This window comes from Ensifer sp. ENS07 (genome assembly GCF_014852185.1).
Classification (GTDB): domain Bacteria; phylum Pseudomonadota; class Alphaproteobacteria; order Rhizobiales; family Rhizobiaceae; genus Ensifer; species Ensifer adhaerens.
The window spans coordinates 805,923-821,119 of sequence record NZ_JACVBE010000001.1 but is presented as its reverse complement, the minus strand read 5'-3'; the positions used below and the strand labels follow the sequence as shown (position 1 = coordinate 821,119).

The 15,197-nt window shown below is 61.2% G+C and carries 17 protein-coding genes; 2 read left to right on the top strand and 15 right to left on the bottom strand.

The genetic code is table 11. From position 1 onward, the window contains the following. Positions 1 to 58: 58 nt before the first annotated feature. On the top strand, positions 59 to 811 hold the full coding sequence (locus tag IB277_RS38810) for a CatB-related O-acetyltransferase (protein ID WP_192370769.1): 753 nt from the start codon (positions 59 to 61) through the stop codon (positions 809 to 811). A gap of 3 nt (positions 812 to 814) precedes the next feature. On the opposite strand, the gene IB277_RS04090 is transcribed toward IB277_RS38810, so the two are convergent. The 6 genes from IB277_RS04090 to IB277_RS04065 all read right to left on the bottom strand — a co-directional run bounded on the left by IB277_RS04090 (position 815) and on the right by IB277_RS04065 (position 9,955). Beyond that, a complete protein-coding gene (locus tag IB277_RS04090) occupies positions 815 to 3,841 on the bottom strand; it encodes a tail fiber domain-containing protein (protein ID WP_192370768.1) in 3,027 nt (1,008 codons plus the stop codon). A 68-nt stretch (positions 3,842 to 3,909) separates the two neighbouring features. Then, positions 3,910 to 5,979: a hypothetical protein gene (locus IB277_RS04085; RefSeq protein ID WP_192370767.1), complete on the bottom strand. Its 2,070-nt coding sequence runs from the start codon at positions 5,977 to 5,979 to the stop codon at positions 3,910 to 3,912. Further along, a complete protein-coding gene (locus tag IB277_RS04080; RefSeq protein WP_192370766.1) occupies positions 5,979 to 6,377 on the bottom strand; it encodes a hypothetical protein in 399 nt (132 codons plus the stop codon). The genes IB277_RS04085 and IB277_RS04080 overlap by 1 nt, the downstream gene beginning before the upstream one ends. 1 nt (position 6,378) lies before the next feature. Then, complete coding sequence (locus IB277_RS04075; protein WP_210339574.1) at positions 6,379 to 6,948, bottom strand: hypothetical protein; 570 nt, start codon at positions 6,946 to 6,948, stop codon at positions 6,379 to 6,381. Further along, the gene (locus IB277_RS04070; RefSeq protein WP_192370764.1) at positions 6,948 to 7,652 is read right to left on the bottom strand and encodes a hypothetical protein; all 705 of its coding nucleotides are present in this window, start codon (positions 7,650 to 7,652) and stop codon (positions 6,948 to 6,950) included. The genes IB277_RS04075 and IB277_RS04070 overlap by 1 nt, the downstream gene beginning before the upstream one ends. A gap of 2 nt (positions 7,653 to 7,654) precedes the next feature. Beyond that, on the bottom strand, positions 7,655 to 9,955 hold the full coding sequence (locus tag IB277_RS04065) for a phage tail length tape measure family protein (RefSeq protein WP_192370763.1): 2,301 nt from the start codon (positions 9,953 to 9,955) through the stop codon (positions 7,655 to 7,657). 94 nt (positions 9,956 to 10,049) lie between these two features. On the opposite strand from IB277_RS04065, the gene IB277_RS04060 reads away from it, so the two are divergent. Then, entirely contained in the window at positions 10,050 to 10,328 is a 279-nt protein-coding gene (locus IB277_RS04060) for a hypothetical protein (RefSeq protein ID WP_192370762.1), read from the top strand. On the opposite strand, the gene IB277_RS04055 is transcribed toward IB277_RS04060, so the two are convergent. The 9 genes from IB277_RS04055 to IB277_RS04015 all read right to left on the bottom strand — a co-directional run bounded on the left by IB277_RS04055 (position 10,325) and on the right by IB277_RS04015 (position 15,182). After that, positions 10,325 to 10,741 (bottom strand): hypothetical protein, encoded by a 417-nt coding sequence (locus tag IB277_RS04055; RefSeq protein WP_192370761.1) that lies wholly within the window; start codon positions 10,739 to 10,741, stop codon positions 10,325 to 10,327. The genes IB277_RS04060 and IB277_RS04055 overlap by 4 nt on opposite strands. 9 nt (positions 10,742 to 10,750) lie before the next feature. Then, positions 10,751 to 11,242 (bottom strand): phage tail tube protein, encoded by a 492-nt coding sequence (locus tag IB277_RS04050; protein WP_192370760.1) that lies wholly within the window; start codon positions 11,240 to 11,242, stop codon positions 10,751 to 10,753. Positions 11,243 to 11,260: 18 nt separating this feature from the next. Beyond that, positions 11,261 to 11,689 carry a phage tail terminator-like protein gene (locus IB277_RS04045; RefSeq protein ID WP_192370759.1) on the bottom strand — a complete coding sequence of 143 codons (429 nt, stop codon included), beginning with the start codon at positions 11,687 to 11,689 and terminating at the stop codon, positions 11,261 to 11,263. Positions 11,690 to 11,896: 207 nt separating this feature from the next. After that, positions 11,897 to 12,343, bottom strand: a complete 447-nt coding sequence (locus IB277_RS04040; RefSeq protein WP_192370758.1) for an HK97 gp10 family phage protein — start codon at positions 12,341 to 12,343, stop codon at positions 11,897 to 11,899. After that, positions 12,343 to 13,380 carry a phage minor head protein gene (locus IB277_RS04035; RefSeq protein ID WP_192370757.1) on the bottom strand — a complete coding sequence of 346 codons (1,038 nt, stop codon included), beginning with the start codon at positions 13,378 to 13,380 and terminating at the stop codon, positions 12,343 to 12,345. The genes IB277_RS04040 and IB277_RS04035 overlap by 1 nt, the downstream gene beginning before the upstream one ends. Beyond that, entirely contained in the window at positions 13,380 to 13,889 is a 510-nt protein-coding gene (locus tag IB277_RS04030; RefSeq protein WP_192370756.1) for a hypothetical protein, read from the bottom strand. Before IB277_RS04030 ends, IB277_RS04035 begins: the two co-directional genes overlap by 1 nt. Then, a complete protein-coding gene (locus IB277_RS04025) occupies positions 13,886 to 14,245 on the bottom strand; it encodes a hypothetical protein (RefSeq protein ID WP_192370755.1) in 360 nt (119 codons plus the stop codon). The genes IB277_RS04030 and IB277_RS04025 overlap by 4 nt, the downstream gene beginning before the upstream one ends. Next, complete coding sequence (locus IB277_RS04020; protein WP_192370754.1) at positions 14,245 to 14,757, bottom strand: DnaT-like ssDNA-binding protein; 513 nt, start codon at positions 14,755 to 14,757, stop codon at positions 14,245 to 14,247. The genes IB277_RS04025 and IB277_RS04020 overlap by 1 nt, the downstream gene beginning before the upstream one ends. After that, positions 14,757 to 15,182, bottom strand: a complete 426-nt coding sequence (locus IB277_RS04015; RefSeq protein ID WP_192370753.1) for a hypothetical protein — start codon at positions 15,180 to 15,182, stop codon at positions 14,757 to 14,759. The genes IB277_RS04020 and IB277_RS04015 overlap by 1 nt, the downstream gene beginning before the upstream one ends. Positions 15,183 to 15,197 lie beyond the last annotated feature (15 nt).

Here is a 15,197-nt window from a genome sequence, read left to right as displayed (position 1 = left end):
TCCGGTTGCATCGCTGCGGCATCTATCCGATAACACACGCTCTATTGGGGAGCATTCGATGGCAGACACACTCAAACGGCGACTAGGTGACCTTCGTATTTCCATGGACGGCGGGTCGATCTCCCGAGGCGCCAAGCTCGTGATAGAGGCCCCGGTCGGGATCGGGTGCCACCTCGACATGTCAGGCTTCATCGGCGCCTATACCTACATTAGAGGGCCGGCGAAAATCGGCCGCGGACTGAGCAGGATCGGGCGCTATTGCTCGATTTCACATGGGCTCACCGCAGGGGATGGCAACCACCCGATGGGATGGCTTTCCACCCACCCCTTTCAATACGCGGGCGCTTCAGCAAAGAGATGGGTCAAAGATCCAAGCCAATTCCTCGCTTTCGAGCCGGGGAAGAAGAACGTCGTCATCGGCAACGATGTCTGGATCGCCAGCAACGTGACGATCGTACCAGGTGTTACCATTGGTGACGGCGCGGTCATCGCTGCTGGAGCCGTCGTTACCTCCGACGTTCCTCCTTATGCCATAGTCGCTGGCGTGCCTGCCAAAGTGAAGCGCTTCCGGTTTGATGAAGTCACCATCGAAAGGCTTCTGCGACTGCAATGGTGGCGCTTCGACGTCAACGATCTGGCCGGCGTACCGTTCGACAACCCTCTGGAAGCAATCAATGAGATTGAATCCAGAGAGCAGTCTAGGGCCATCAAGCCCAAAACGTTCCACCGTGCGCTAGTGGAAGGCGACAAGATCACCTACCCCTACAGGCCATGGTTGGAGAAGAAGGCGACAGGCGCCGCCGCCGACTGACGATCAAAAACCTAGCGCCACCAGCCTTTCCTCAATGCGATCCACCCTTCGACGCTGGTAAGCCGCCTCGAGAACCAAGGCTTCCTCGTAACGGATGCCATATCTATTGCCTGCGGCTTGATATGGCTGCACTAGGACATTCTCGATTCGAAGGACTTGGTTGCCATAGTTATCAAGAACAGTCTTTCCATCCTCATCAATCAGAGGTTTGGAGACTTCCTCGTATACCGCCTGCTGCTCTTCCCATTCATCCCAACAGAGAACACCGAGCTCGAACGGGTCGAGGCCGTGGGCGCGGAAAGCCGCTTCGACCCTTTGGGCAAGCACACCGCAGTGCAGTCGCGCTGCGTCGCCCTTCCGCTCAACTGCATCGTTGAACTTGAACTGGACGAAGTCTACATCCCCCCACGCATCCAGGAAGACATCCCTTACCGCCTCGATCTGCTGCTTCTCCCGCTCGTCTGATGTTCCGATCGTTGCAGTTGCCGCGAAAAGCTGCGTCCACCGGAAACCGGTGGAGCCGCAAGCGACTGCATTGTCTACTGTGGGGCGGAAGAAGCCAGCGAGAAGATTGACCGCAGAACCGCCACCGTTAACGGTCGTGGTCGCGCCATCATTGGTGACCGTGATCCTCGATGTCCCGCCGGCATCACGCAGCAGTATTGAGCCTCCGGAGCGGGCCTGCAAGATCACGTTCGTTCGGTCCAGTCGCATGGCTTGATCGAGCCAGCGCATGCTTTGAGGCTCAAAGAAACCAGCGTCGCCGCCGCCAGCAAACCTCGCCGGGGCTGAGAGCGATGTCCTCGGCCTCAGATCAACCGCAGCGTTAGTCTGACTGGTAATGAAATCCATACGCAGGCTATCAGTCTGCCCCATGGGGTTGGTGACGCGAGTATTCACCGAAGGGGTTGGTGAAGCGATGCATCGGGCACCGACAGTGCTTGTCAGACTGTCCACCTTGGGCTCAACAACCGTCTGGCTATCCATTGTTACGTCGGCGATGTTGTGGAAATGCCAAAGCACATCCTCGAGACCGATTAGCTTCGACCCACGAAGCGTCAAGCCTCTGATGAATGCTCCCGAGCCTTCGAGAGCGGCGGACGGCTTGTTGAACGGCGTGTTCAATTGGGTGGCGCGCTTGCCAGTGGCGTGGCTCAATCCGGACAGTTCACAGTCCTGTAATACGGTGTTTGATATCCCAAAGCCGTAGACGTTTGCGACAACGACGCCGCCAACGCTGATGCCCCCCAAGCTTTCCGTGATCGTGAGCCTTAGATTGCCACCTACGACGGTTACCGCAGTATAGGTGAATGCAGAGGAACTTGTCTCAGACGAACCAAGTCGGACCCTGCCATTGGACGCTGCTTTAAATGGAAGGTTCGGGGCGTCTTCGATTCCGACATAGTTGGCGCCGACCTCGGTAATCTTATAGCTGTCGCCACCGCGGATCCCCCACCCTACCGCACCTTGGAAGTTGCAGTAAAGGTAACGGCTATACTCCGACCCAGTCTTGCCCGCACCGCTCGTTGCATCGTCGTTATCGATGACAGCGGTCTGTAGGCCTCCGTACATACGCCAGTATCCGACGACGTGAACGTCCTCCGCAATCAGGGCTTGGCCGCTTTCATTCCAGAAGCCGACATCCCAATCACTGCCGAGGGCCTGATTAGCGTTGTCGTTATACCCCTGGATGCCGTACGTTTCGCCGACGCCCGGATGATTCAGAACTATTCGCATACCGCGGACGGAGATCCCTCGCCCGCTGCGCTCTGTCTTCACCGCGCAAGAGAACTGACGCGGCGTACCGGCGTCATTCATAAATGAGGTAAGCCGGTAGTGTGTGTCCTTCGTGTCACCACTGATCGGAGACGGGTTCGCGATAACGCCCCCGCTCGTTCGCATGTCGGTGACCAGCGGTAGAGAAAACGACTTCGGACCAGTGCCAATAAAGATTAGCTCCGTCAAAGCAGGCACCTTCGGCAGCGTAGAGGACCATGCCAGCCACTCTCCCGCCCCAGCGCCAATCTGCGGAACGCCCGCCGGAAACTCAATCGTACCGGAAAGAACAAAGCGACCGCGCCCCCACACTACGGGTAGGCGAAACTCCTTTGCATAAGCCTGCGCACTTTGTGCCGCGGCAGTATCGTCGGTGACCGAATCTCCTCTCGCGCCAAATATTTGCGGGCGAGATTCAATCTCCGAAACCTCCCACCATGCGCCGTCCGCGCTCTGTTTGTGCCAGGATTTGATAAGTGAAGGCGTGGAGATACGCTTTTTCAGATGGCCACCGCCATCGCCAGGGGCATGATAGCCCGACGTCTGGATGAACAGTAATGACACCGGAACGTTCGCGGACTCAAAATCCGACTCTGTGTCGAATACGAAACCGGCATTCGCCGCGGCAGCTGCGGCGTTTGCGTAGGACTGCGCTTGCGCAACGATAGCGGCGCTGGCGTGATCGCTCAGAAGCCGGAACGTCGCACCGCTTACAATACCCAGCACTATCATCCCGGCAAGAAGTTCGCCAGCAAGCACATCACTGCCGCTGTTGGTCTTGATTGTCAGCGGCGCCTCTCCGTTGAACGCAACTGTTACGGGGCTCGATGTGTTCACCTCGAACACATTCAGCCACACGAGCGCCGAACAACTAACGGGAATGCTCGTCGTCGCCTGGATGGCGTTCGGGGTGCCAGCCCCGGCATCGCTCGCAATGATGAAGGAGAACGGCAGATCCGAGACGCGCACCCAAGATCCAGCGCCGGAAGCGCCGACCTTCATACAGACGCCATTGTTCGCTGCTGTCGCATCGCCGATCACCCAGGCAGAGGCATGAGCGCCATGCGCCAGGTCAGCGTCGAGGGAAGCCTTGCTCGTGTAGATCAGGCCGCCATCAGATATGAAGGCGTTAATGATGGTCTCATAGCCGGTAAGCAGGGCGCGGATCTCGCGTTTCTTCGGCTTATTGTTGCCCGAGGCTGGCACGCCATCGGTGACGAAATCTCGGTAAACGGTATTTGCGGTATCGGCCATGCCTATCCCCATGCGAAGGCGCTCTGGCGCGGCGCCAGAGCAAAGATTTCAGGAAAATGAAGGGTGTCTCAGGTGACGATTGCGGAACCGGTCGCGACCGCGGCAGCCGGGACGCCTGATGCATTGATCGAGACGATGAAGCCGTAATAGGTACCGGCAGCTAGGCCGGATATCGTTCTCGCGTCGATAGCAGCTGGTGATCCGTATTCTGTCGCGACCAGCGTCGCGCCAGTCATGCTGTTGGTGGTGTTCAGGTTGAGCCTTGCAGCAAAGTAGTTCGCGCTGTTTGGTGCCGTCCACCCGAAGCTCACCTGCGCTACACCGCCTGTCAGAGACGGGCTAGTAACGACGCCAGGCGCGACTGGATCCGCCGTCGCCGTGCGGTTCTCGTAGGAGGTGAACTCCGAGCTATTGCCATTCGACCAAGCACGAAGCCGGAAGCGATACTGCACACCGTCGGAGAGATAGCCGGAGCGTACCTGCGTTTCGCCGGGTTTCGATGTCACCGATCGCGGCGGTTCGCTTCCTGAGGTCGGCTGCCACTCCAATTCGTAGATCAGCGAATCCGAGACGAAATCCCAGGTCGCCGAACCATAGGCCGCGGTCGCGCCACCGCTGACAACCTCCGTCGCGATCGTCACGTCGAAATTTGTCGGGAGCGGTACGCCTTGCGGCGGGAGCGGCGTTACGCTCGCGCCTGGGGCGCCTTCTTCCGTTGCAGCATTGAAGGCGTATAGGTTGGCCGGCACGACGATGCCGGAAAACTCGATCGTCAGGTTCTTTAGCGAGAGCTTCGGAGTGGCAGTGATTTCGATCACGACCTCCGTCAGCCGTGGCGGCAAATGGACCCGCACGAAGCGGCGGTAGGCTATGTTCTTCGCCGCCTCGTAGTGGGCGACGATCGTCACGCGCGGCGCATTGCGGCGAGTGAACTTCAATTTCTGCAGTCGGGCGACGTGGTTGTGACTTTGGATCGCCTGGTTGTCGACGGTCACGGTGCGCTCGGTGTCCTCGCCGGCATAGGGATCGCCGTAGATCGCCGCATCGACCGTGTTGTAGCGGCTGGCCGGATCGGTGAACCGCCCGCGAACGGCTAGGACTGTCGAGGCGCGGCGCTGGTTGACGTCGTGGGTGCATCGGATGATATCGGCGGCGGTCAATCGTATGTCCGGCTCGACATACTGGCCGGCATGCACGCCGATCAGACCATCCGGACGCTCGAACACGACGAGGTCGGCCGCCTCGTCCATCAAACGGCCCACCTGCACTGGGTCGTTGTTAGCCCGGAACCAAAAGCCGCCGTTGTAGCGCTTCTCTGTCCCTCCGGTGCGGTTCGTCACGTTCTGGTCGGCCACATTGGCAGCATTGATCCAATCCGGCAGGTACATGTCGGTATAGCTCAGCTTTCCGCCGACCGGATGGCAGAGGTGCCAAAGACGCATCAGCGGCAGGTTCTGGCTGAAGCCCCACGTGTTGTCATCGCCCGAGTTGTGGCTCGGGTTGCGAGGGTCGAACAGCAATGCGCCATCGATCACCGCCGAGTGCTGCGGCATCTGGTTCGGGAACACTTTCAGGTAGTTCTGGCTGTTCGCGGTCACGCAGCGCATCAGCACCGTGGCGAGGCCATCGCCGCGATGGTTGCTGCTCCATATCGTCGGGAAAGCCGTGACCATTGCCGGATAGGCGGTTTCGGCATCCAAGCCGAGGCGAGTATCGATCTTGACGTAGTCGTTGCCGTTGTAGTGGTAATTCGAGGGCGAGGTCACGACGTCACCGGTGAGCGTCACCGCGTCATCGTGCAGATAGTGCTGCACATAGCCCTGGATGCGGTGCGCAGCCATGATCAGGACGTGGTAAGCGACGCCGCCTGCCTCCTCGAGCGTGGCATAGTCGCTGCCCTTCTTAACCCGGCCGAGGGCAAAGGTGAGCGGCGGAACCGGTTGCTTCAGGTTGTAGCTGCCGTCCTCCGGCTTCGGAACGGAAGGCTTCTGAACGAACAGCCCCTGCAAAGCCTGCGCGCCGAATGCCAAACCAGCATATGCGAGCGCATAGGTGCCGAGATAAAGCAGGTTCGCGCCGACGACAGACGTTGCGACCGACGAGATGATGAGCGCGGTCAGTTCGATCACACCAGGCATCAGATAATCCAGATAGCGAGAGGTGTCGCAACCATCGGGCCGACACTGTTTCTGAAGCGCACCAGCCAGCGCTCTCCGTCATGGATCGCGCCGAACTGGCGGTGAATGTTAGAAGGCGAGCCGATGACGCCGATCGCGCCACAAACGGGCCGTTGCACCCGCCGACCGTCGATCCGTGCGGCGCAATCCCCGACCAACGGCACCACGCCGCCTGCTTGGTCGACGATCAGACGAAACCCATCATCGCTGTCATAGGTCCGGCGCAGATGCGCCGCCGGATCCGAGTGCCCGAGCCACATCGCCCAGGACGCGAGGAAGAGGCAGCAATCAACGTCGACACCCGGTTGCCACGGCTTCTCGCCGTAGGCGCGGAGGAATTCGCGAAGGGTCTGCTCCATGTCACCAGTTCGGCCAACGTATAGTGTTGTCGATCTGAAGCGGGATGCGCTCGCAGAACCGATCCGGAGAGGCGCTTGGATTGAGAACCTTCGATCGGGCCTTCTGGTCGACGTCGGATAGTACAGCGCCATTCGTCAGGGTACGCAGCGTGAAGCGGTTCGTGATCTCGACGGTGATCGTCGATAAAATCTGATCGTTGGCCGCCGCATCGTCGAAGATGATGTCGTCGATGGTCCCGGTGAACTTGATATCGGGCGGGCCGACCGGCTGGTCGAACTCGTCGCAATCCTGGATGAGGATTCTGACCCGCGTGCCGATCACTTCCCCGGCCTGATAGTCGGACCAGATAACGTTCGAAAGCTCCTGGTCGATGCCGGAGAGCGCCAGTGCCAGCGTGAAGGCTTCCGCATTGATCGCCAGTTCGATCTGGTCCAGCGCCGATTCTGTCAGCACGCAAGGTCGCCAGATGTTCCCGTCGAGGTCGATGAATAGACCGCCCGACCCGTCCCACAGCCGAATGGTCTTCGACGGGAAGTCGAGTTGAGCGAGGACGCGAAGAGACTTGATCATCACGCCACCAACGAGGCCCAGTAGTCGGTTGCCTCGACGAAGCTTAACGAGCGCTGCTCGAACTCGATCGAGTTCACGCCGGCATCCATGCCGCGATCGTCGACGAGATGGCAGAGACATGTCGGCTCATCGAATTCCAGATCGCTGCCGGCGGGGATCAATGCGCGCACCGCGGGTGAAATCGGGAGCGTCCAGATGTCACCATCGATCGATATCGCCGGGCCCGTCTTGTAGAGGGCATGCTCATAGGAGAAGCGAACGCCGACCAGATCAGACGCCGCGTTGATGATGCGCAGCCGGATCATGGTCGCGCCGATCGGCGTAACGCCGTCGGTGACGACCGAGATCGCGCCTTGCTGATACTCGGTGTCGTCGTCGAGCGGTGCGTTGTCATCATGCGGCACGAGCCCGACCGGCTCATATTCGCCTGAAACGTACGGGGCGGTGTCTCGCGACCATGCAGGGACAGCGATCAGACCGGAACGGCCGCCGAGCTTCTGGCTAATGGCCTCCCAGGTTCGGCGCTGCGCCATATCAAAGGTCGCGATGTCGACGAGATCGATCGCCCAATAACCGAGATCGGTCCTGATCGCCGGTTCAACGCCACCGAGAGAACGCCCTCCGGAGCGGGTATACGGGACAATATTCGGCCGGCACTCCTCCGGGGTGAGGAGTTGGGCCGGCCACACAAGAATGTCAGCCATGCTCAACTGGTCCTGTAATCGCCGCCGGCGGTATCGCGCTGATACTTAGCCATCGCTGCGGGGGCAGTTTCATTTGCCCTGGTGACGGACGCCGCGACGATCTGCGGCGATGCTTCCTTGATCTTCTGACCGGATACTTCGCCCGCCACCTCTGTCATGACCGGCACGAGGTTGCCGTTCCGGACCTCATTGATGGTGCGAACGACAATGACGCCGCCGTTCTGGGGCGCCGGCTGCATCGGAGTGACGTAGCCGCCGGACTGGTAGCCGTTGCCATTGGCGGCGCTGTGGATGCGCTCAAGGTTGCCGATGCCGATCTTCTTCGTGGCCCGGGCGTTGAAGACATATTCCTGGCCATGAACAATGCCGGCCGCCCTGCCCGTCGCGCCGCTACCGGTATAACCGCCCGATCGGAAGCCGAAGATCTTGCCGATACCGCCGAGCAGACCGCCAAGGAGCCCACCTCCGCCGCCGCCCGAAGAAGCATTGCCGGCGGAGAACAGCGCGTTGACGAGCTCGTCCTCCACCTTGCTGATGATCTTGTCGAGAACGTTCAGCGCGGCCTTGCCGAAGGACTGCCACAGCCCCTCGCCGTTAGCGAGACCGGAGCGGAGATCGGAAAGGAAGCCCTTCGTCGCATCTTTCACGAAATCGAGCGCTTCCTTTGCCTGCTTCGTCGCGATCTCAGTCGCTGCCATCTGCTGAGCAAGCCCGGACAGTTCCGCTTTCTGCGCAGCCGTAAGCTCGATGCCCTTCTGCTGCGCCTGATTGAGGAGATCGGTCTCGTACTTCAGCGCGGCGGCCGACTGCTCGGTCATGCCGAGCGCTTCTTGCTCCGCCTTGAGAGATGCGATGCGACGGTTCGCGCCGTCTACGATATCCGAATATTTTTCGGCTTCGGTCTTGCCGCCTCCGCCCTTTTTCTTCGACTTGTCGTCAACCGTGGTCAGGTCCTTGGCGAGTTCCTTCAGTTTGGTCGAGGCAGCTGATGCGCCCTTGGTGACGGCGGTCCCGATAGTACCGAGGTAATCGGCGGTCAGGTCATCCTGCAGCGTCTTGTTGCGCTGGCGGACGGCGCCGGCTAGCCGACCTGCTGCCTCATTGGCGATCTCATCCAGCTGCGGCGCTTCGATGAAGTTGCTAAGGCCGCTCGTGTTGCCGAGGATCTTCTCGACGTCCATCCCGGTGCCAACTGCCGCGCCGGTCTTGAATACGGTCTGCACACTGCGGATCAGCCCGTTGATCGCGTTCACGCTCGCCGAGACGATCGCGTTGACTGCTTTAATCGCCATGTTCGCTGCGCCGATGGCAGCTGCGCCGATCACATCGGGGAACTGGGCCCAGAGGAATTCGAGGTCATGGAACGCCGCGACGAAAGCACCGATGACGAGGTTCGCCCCATCCTTCGCCGAGCCGACGATGTCGACGCCGAAGATCTGGGTGAGCTCATCCCGGAAGACGTTCGCTGCGGCAACTGCCGCTACCATACCCAGCACGAGCGCGCCGGCGGGGTTCGCTGCTGCCATGGATGCAGCAGCACCGATCGCTGCGACGGACAGGCGCCCGAGAAGTGCGATCAGGCCGATGACGCCTCCTATGATCGCCGGAGCATAGAGCAGCGCTAGCCCGGCTGCTGCCGCGGCGGCATAGGGTGCGATCACGACGAGCCCATTGGCAAGCATGGTCAGCGCCGACGCCGCGAGCTTGCTCCAGTTCACCATCTGAAGGCCAGCAGCAGCCAGCGCCACGATGGCGATCGTTGCCAAGCTCACAGGCGAGATCACGGAAAGGAAAGCCTCCCCGAGAGCCCGCACTGCGCCAGACGCGCCCATTGGACCGAGAACGGCGCTGATCTGCGTACCCTGCTGCAACGCGATCTGTAGCGGGTTCATCGACATCGCAGCGGAAACCCCGATGTCCTGGAACTGGGCAGCGAGGTTGCCGACGTTCATCGACGCCGCGCTCATGTGCCTTTTGTTGTCGTTGGCGGCCCCATTGAGCTTGTTCACGGCACCAGCCGCCTTCAGAGCAGCGGCCGATTCAGCATCCAATGCCCCGGCCGCCGCCAGCGCTGCGGCAGCCGCCTTCTCCTGGGCGGAAGCGAACTGCCCCATTGCATTGCGTAGACGACCGGCCTTGTCGGTCCAAAGACCCATAGAGGCCGCGGCCTTTTCAGTTGCGCCGGTCAGCGAACCAGCCGCTGTCTCAACACGCTTCGCCGCGCCGGTGAGCTTGTCGAGTTTGCTGGTGGCCTGATCGACGCCGGTAGTTTTGGCCTCGATACCGAGGGAAGCTAGTTCCATGTCAGTCCCCCGAGCGCTTAACAACGCGGCGATTCCTCGCCGCCCCGCGTATCCGTAGCTTCGCCTCGGCGACATCAGCCTCCGTCGTCTGACGGTGCTGAACGTCTGGCTTGCCGGTCTTGTTGATGATGGACAGGACCACCTGATCCATTCGGCGGATCACGGACAGTTCCCAAGGGCTGATGGCCGCTCCGGTGAGGCGGCAGAAGGATTCTACCTCACCGAAGCTGATGGGGTTGGCTGCGAAGCCGGATTGCCGGCTGTTGTGCAGTTCAACGAACCAATCCCAGATGTGGATGCCGAAGACGGGTTCTTCGGGCGGGGGATCATTCTTGCGCCGTGGCGCGAAAAGCGCAGCCGCAAAGGCGATTAAGTCCTCTGCGACCGCTTCGTAAAATTCGCGTCCTCGTCGGCGGCCTTATCGACCTGCTCGGCAATGAAGAAATACCGGGGATCCGAGATGATCTGCATGATGTTCTCGGGCGTGCATTCGACAGGAATTTTATCCCGGGTCATGTTCCATGAGACGATAGAGGCCGCGACGATTTCGTTCGTGCGCTCCTCGACCTCCTCGACGGTCCCGACCTTCTTCGGGTTCTTCTTGTTCTCGCGGATGGCAGCGTTCCCGAGGCGACGCTGTACCCGCTTCACCCGTTCCGATCGGTACGAGACAATCTCGACGACGAGACCGGTCTTTTCGCCGTTGATCGGATGAAGGATTTCGAGCGGGAACGCCTGCTCGAAATCGAACGCGATGTCCTTGTCGAACTTGGCAAGATCGAACATGAGTACTCCTTAGATGACAGCCGGGTCGACGGTGAGGATCTCGGTGTTAATACCGACGTTGAACGTGCGGCGGAGCACGTTGTCGCCTGCGCCTACCTGCTTGCGGGCCGACATGACGAGACCGCGGAAGTAGTCGACGCTGTTCGAATAGGTGGCGTCCGGCGCGTCCTCGTACTCGACCTTGAAGTTGTAGAGGAACTTCGTTTGCTCAGCCGCACGCAGCGCCTGCTGGCCCGCGTCGAGCGGATCATCGCCGACGACGAGCGCCAGCGTCCCGGCATCACGTGCGCCCTTCAGGTGGCGGACACGGCTATCGGACAGAGACTGGAAGGTCACGTCGGCGGATTCATCGCCGATCTCGCCGCCGTCCTCGACTTCCTTGATCTCCACCCATGGCAGGGCTTCGAAGGCAGCGATGGCGGCTGCATCGCCGCTGGCATACGGAATTGCGGTGGTGCCGCCGATGAAATAGCGAGCCCCAGTGGCCGTGGTGATCGTCATGGGAATGGTTCCTTGCTGTTAGGCTGCGAAGGTTTCGTAGGAGATGGTCACAGGGACCATGAGGGAGCCGTTGGCTGGCGGGAGCGGGATTGCATAGGGTTTGCGATTGACCTTCACCTTCACGCCGCTCTCGTAGAGGATCAGGTCTTTCGGGAAGTGGGCGACGATCTGGTCGGCGCGCTGCAACGGCACGATGATGCCGGTACCGCTGCTGAAATGGACGTTTACCTGCATGATGCCGCGGTGCTGCTGGCGACCAGGCCCGACTGTGCGGGTCCTGGTCGGGCTCGGCAGAAACACCACCTCGAGATAGTCCTTCGGCTTCGTCTGCCCCGGGGGCGGAAACGGGACGAACGGCCCCGCAATCGCCTGGGCCGGGGTGAAGATCAGCGCCTGCAAACGAGTGATGAGCGCGAGCCAGATGTTGGCTTCCACACCTGTTGGCATTCGTGTAATCCTTCCCGGCGATGGCCGATAAGCTTTCCGACGATCAGGTCTACGAACGTCTGCACGCTGCCTACCTCGCCTTAGGCCGGGAGGACGGCGAGACTGTGCGGGGCGACACCGCCCTGAAAGCGGCGCGAAGGGCCTTGCTGCTGCTTCAGATGGGCCATGTAGCTGCCCAAGACAGCGGTTCAGATGAGAACCGGGCGATCAAAGCCCGAGACGACGCTTCAACTCCGACGCCTTCTGATTGACGATGCCCTGCCACTGCTGCGCAGCGCTGCGGACGAACGCATCCGGCGCCTGGCCGTTCGCGCCGAACTCGCGGTGAACTGCGTATCCGGCCGTAAAGCCCACATAGATGGTGTCGTTGACGTCAGCGCCGAGAATTACGGCCTCGATCTGGCCGAAGTCGAAAGCGTAGTTTTGGCCCGCGACGGGGCCAGACTGGCTCTTGATCGTCGGCATCGCCGTCGTAGAAGCGAGCGCTGATGCCCGAAGGAAGCCGGTATCAACCCGCATCCGCCCGCCTGCCCCTGTCGGCTTCAACATCTCCTCGGTGACGTCGTGCACCGATTCCTTGAAGACGGCTTCGACCGCGCCCGGGACCTTCTCTGCAAAGGCCGCAACCGTTGCGGCGAACGACAGCTTTGCCATCAGACAGCCTCGGCACGGAAACGGCGGACGACGGCGCCAATGTGGTCGATCTTGTATTCAAGCCGGCAACGGCAGCCGGAAATCTCACTGATCGGCGCGCGCGGGTCGCCCGGGTAGCGGAGGAGCGCTCCTGATGGGCTCTGAAAGACCTCGTCGATGCCTACGGCCTGGCCATTTAACACGCGGTGCGTGTGACGAACGCGGCTGTCCCTTGCATCACGCCAAGTCTTGGTGACGTCTTGCGCCTGGACCTTCCCGCCCTCGATCTGCTGGCGGATAGCCTCATCCCGGGCCGAGCCGAGCGCCATCATGGTTTCGGTGCGCGCCAGCATCTCGCCGCGGAGGAGCAGGTTCTTGTCTCGCAGCCGACCGATGACCTTCGCGAGCCCGTCGCCGGTGATCGGCTTGCCTTCGCGCATGGCCGCCGCGATGGTGCGGTCGAAACGCTTGTCGCGGGTCTTGAGTTCGAAATACTGCTTCATCAACTCCGGATCGCCGGAGGCCAGATTGACGCGAGCTCGCTCGATAAAGGCGATCTGGTGCCGCGTTAGGCCGATGACGCCGCCTTCACGCTGCTTGCTCACCCTGTTGACGCGGCCGACGACGTCGAGCGCCGTCGATCGAGGATTGGCGCCTCGGGCGAGGCCGGCTTCTAACGCCTGCCGAATGCCCTGCCGCTGATCATCGGTTATGTGGGTGACCATCGTCGACGACAGTTCCCGCAAGATCGCCTCGGCGGCCGGGTTGCGAACACCGAAACGCCAGATGACGCGATTGCCTTGCGGATCCGTTACCTTTGGCAATTCAGCGACGGCATTCGTACCGCCAGCGTTGAATGCCTCCTGCAGGGCGATTTCGAGAGCCGAGAAAGCCTCGGGCTCGATCTGCATGGCCTCGATTGCTCCGCTGATGTCGCCACGCTCAAGCCGTTCGATGACTCGGGCGAGGACGATGGACGAGCGGATCTCGTCGAAGGCCTCACGGAACGCGCCAGCAAGGCTCGGCTCGAAGGTGGCGAGAAGCGTGTCGAAGTTCATCAGGCGGAGCGGCCCAGGATCGCGATCATGTACTTGTTCGAGGCGCCGGCCGAGTTGGTGATGCGCAGGATATCGCCCGTGCCCGCCGTGACTGCTGCAATTCCGGAGGCATCAGGGTTCATCATCAGGTAAATGCCGCCAGGCTTAACGACCTCGCCGGCGGCCGTGTAACCTGGCACGCCACTCGTGCTACCTCCAATGGTTAGATTGGTGGTGTTCGGAGTGCCGTCCTTCGCCTTGTTGATCACGAGGATTGCAACGATTTCGACAGCAGTGATCGTGGCACCGAGCGCGTCGGCCAAAACACCTGCAAGATCAATATCGTCATTCGCGCCGGTAGCGACGATGCGCTCCGCCACATATGCGCGGTCAACCTTGTTCGCCGTAGTGCCGTCGGAAAAGGCTTGGGCGAAGTCGATGCCGGCTGACCAGAACGGGCCAGACGAAAAGGCATTGCTCCCGGCCTGAGACACGGACAGGGACACGTCGAGTTTGGTGCTGACGGTCATTGCGGAATCCTTCCTTGGACGATGAAGACGACGTTGGTTTGCCCGTCGTATTTGTTCGGGTCACCCGCCACGATGGCGTAGTCGGTACCATTGGCGCTGACGATGTCGCCGACGGTCGGTTCGATCACCAGCCCGACGGATGAGATGTAGATCTGCACGTCGCCTGTGCGGATGTTCGTTCCGTCGATGTAGCGGGCCTCGTAGGCCATCGGGACCAGCGCGGCCGGGTGTGGCGTAGACACCGGCTCGCCGCCGAGGATCGGGTCAGGAGGCGTCAGGCGGGTTACGACGCCGACTTGGCCGAACTCCTCGATGAGCTCGTGCGCCGTGGCCTGCATTTCGATGTAGAACGACATCAGAAACGATCCAGAGTGAAGGTGCCGCCCTTGCTGGTATCAGGCGTGAGAATGCAGCGAAGCGCGTCCTCAACCGCCGTCAGCACCGGGCGAAGACTCTCAAGAGTGATCGGTACACCCTCTTCCGGGCTGAAGAACTCGCGCTCGATGTTTCCGACCTTCTGCCGCTTGACGGACTTGCCGAGCGTGAGTGTCGGCGTCGACGAGCCCGGGGACTGTAGTTCGGCGAGAGCCAGCGCATAGGCGGCTGTCTCGATCTCGGCTGGGGTATCACCCTCCGGGATTGGTTCATCAGCGCAGTGGTCGACTGCGCCAACGCGCGGCCATGCCCGCTCCTGCGTGCGGGTTGCCTTCTTGCCGGGGAAGCGCGGGCCGTAGATGCCGTCCAACGCTTCCGAGGCCCGGAGGAGCGCGGCCTCGCGCTGCGGGTCGGTGACCGTGCCGGCAGACCACGCCACGTTGCCCCGGTCTTCATGATAAGCCAGCGCGCCGGCCAGGGTGCCGTAGAACATCACTTGTTCCGCTCTTCGCGGGCCAGGTCGCGCAATGCGGCCAGGTCTTCGAGGCTATCGTTCGGATCGAACTCGACCTGCATAGCTTCGAGGTCCGCGGTGATCTCGCGGCGGGTCAGGCCATTGCCTGCCTTCTCTTCCGAAGTGGCTTCGGCGATCTTCGCGTTCAGCGTCTCGAGATCCCAGCCGTTGAACGGACGCTTGCCGACGACTTCGAGGTATCGGGCGCGGGCGGTGCTAAGGTCGTCGCCGTCAGCCGGCTTGGAGCCGCCGTCCTGGCTGCCCTCACCCTCGTCACCTGCCGCCTCTTGCCGATCTGGTTCGAACCGGGCGTCGATGATCTTGAAGCCGGACGCAAGCAGTTCGCGCTTCCGCTCGATCGAGACCGGGTGCGGCTCATAAATGACTTCACGTTGTTTCGTCATGTCTCTGTTCCTAAA

Excerpts from the sequence above, each read along its gene's own strand:
- IB277_RS38810 (WP_192370769.1), top strand. The coding sequence starts at position 59 with ATGGCAGACACACTCAAACGGCGACTAGGTGACCTTCGTATTTCCATG.
- IB277_RS04090 (WP_192370768.1), bottom strand. The coding sequence starts at position 3,841 with ATGGCCGATACCGCAAATACCGTTTACCGAGATTTCGTCACCGATGGC.
- IB277_RS04085 (WP_192370767.1), bottom strand. The coding sequence starts at position 5,979 with ATGCCTGGTGTGATCGAACTGACCGCGCTCATCATCTCGTCGGTCGCA.
- IB277_RS04080 (WP_192370766.1), bottom strand. The coding sequence starts at position 6,377 with ATGGAGCAGACCCTTCGCGAATTCCTCCGCGCCTACGGCGAGAAGCCG.
- IB277_RS04075 (WP_210339574.1), bottom strand. The coding sequence starts at position 6,948 with ATGATCAAGTCTCTTCGCGTCCTCGCTCAACTCGACTTCCCGTCGAAG.
- IB277_RS04070 (WP_192370764.1), bottom strand. The coding sequence starts at position 7,652 with ATGGCTGACATTCTTGTGTGGCCGGCCCAACTCCTCACCCCGGAGGAG.
- IB277_RS04065 (WP_192370763.1), bottom strand. The coding sequence starts at position 9,955 with ATGGAACTAGCTTCCCTCGGTATCGAGGCCAAAACTACCGGCGTCGAT.
- IB277_RS04055 (WP_192370761.1), bottom strand. The coding sequence starts at position 10,741 with ATGTTCGATCTTGCCAAGTTCGACAAGGACATCGCGTTCGATTTCGAG.
- IB277_RS04050 (WP_192370760.1), bottom strand. The coding sequence starts at position 11,242 with ATGACGATCACCACGGCCACTGGGGCTCGCTATTTCATCGGCGGCACC.
- IB277_RS04045 (WP_192370759.1), bottom strand. The coding sequence starts at position 11,689 with ATGCCAACAGGTGTGGAAGCCAACATCTGGCTCGCGCTCATCACTCGT.
- IB277_RS04040 (WP_192370758.1), bottom strand. The coding sequence starts at position 12,343 with ATGGCAAAGCTGTCGTTCGCCGCAACGGTTGCGGCCTTTGCAGAGAAG.
- IB277_RS04035 (WP_192370757.1), bottom strand. The coding sequence starts at position 13,380 with ATGAACTTCGACACGCTTCTCGCCACCTTCGAGCCGAGCCTTGCTGGC.
- IB277_RS04030 (WP_192370756.1), bottom strand. The coding sequence starts at position 13,889 with ATGACCGTCAGCACCAAACTCGACGTGTCCCTGTCCGTGTCTCAGGCC.
- IB277_RS04025 (WP_192370755.1), bottom strand. The coding sequence starts at position 14,245 with ATGTCGTTCTACATCGAAATGCAGGCCACGGCGCACGAGCTCATCGAG.
- IB277_RS04020 (WP_192370754.1), bottom strand. The coding sequence starts at position 14,757 with ATGTTCTACGGCACCCTGGCCGGCGCGCTGGCTTATCATGAAGACCGG.
- IB277_RS04015 (WP_192370753.1), bottom strand. The coding sequence starts at position 15,182 with ATGACGAAACAACGTGAAGTCATTTATGAGCCGCACCCGGTCTCGATC.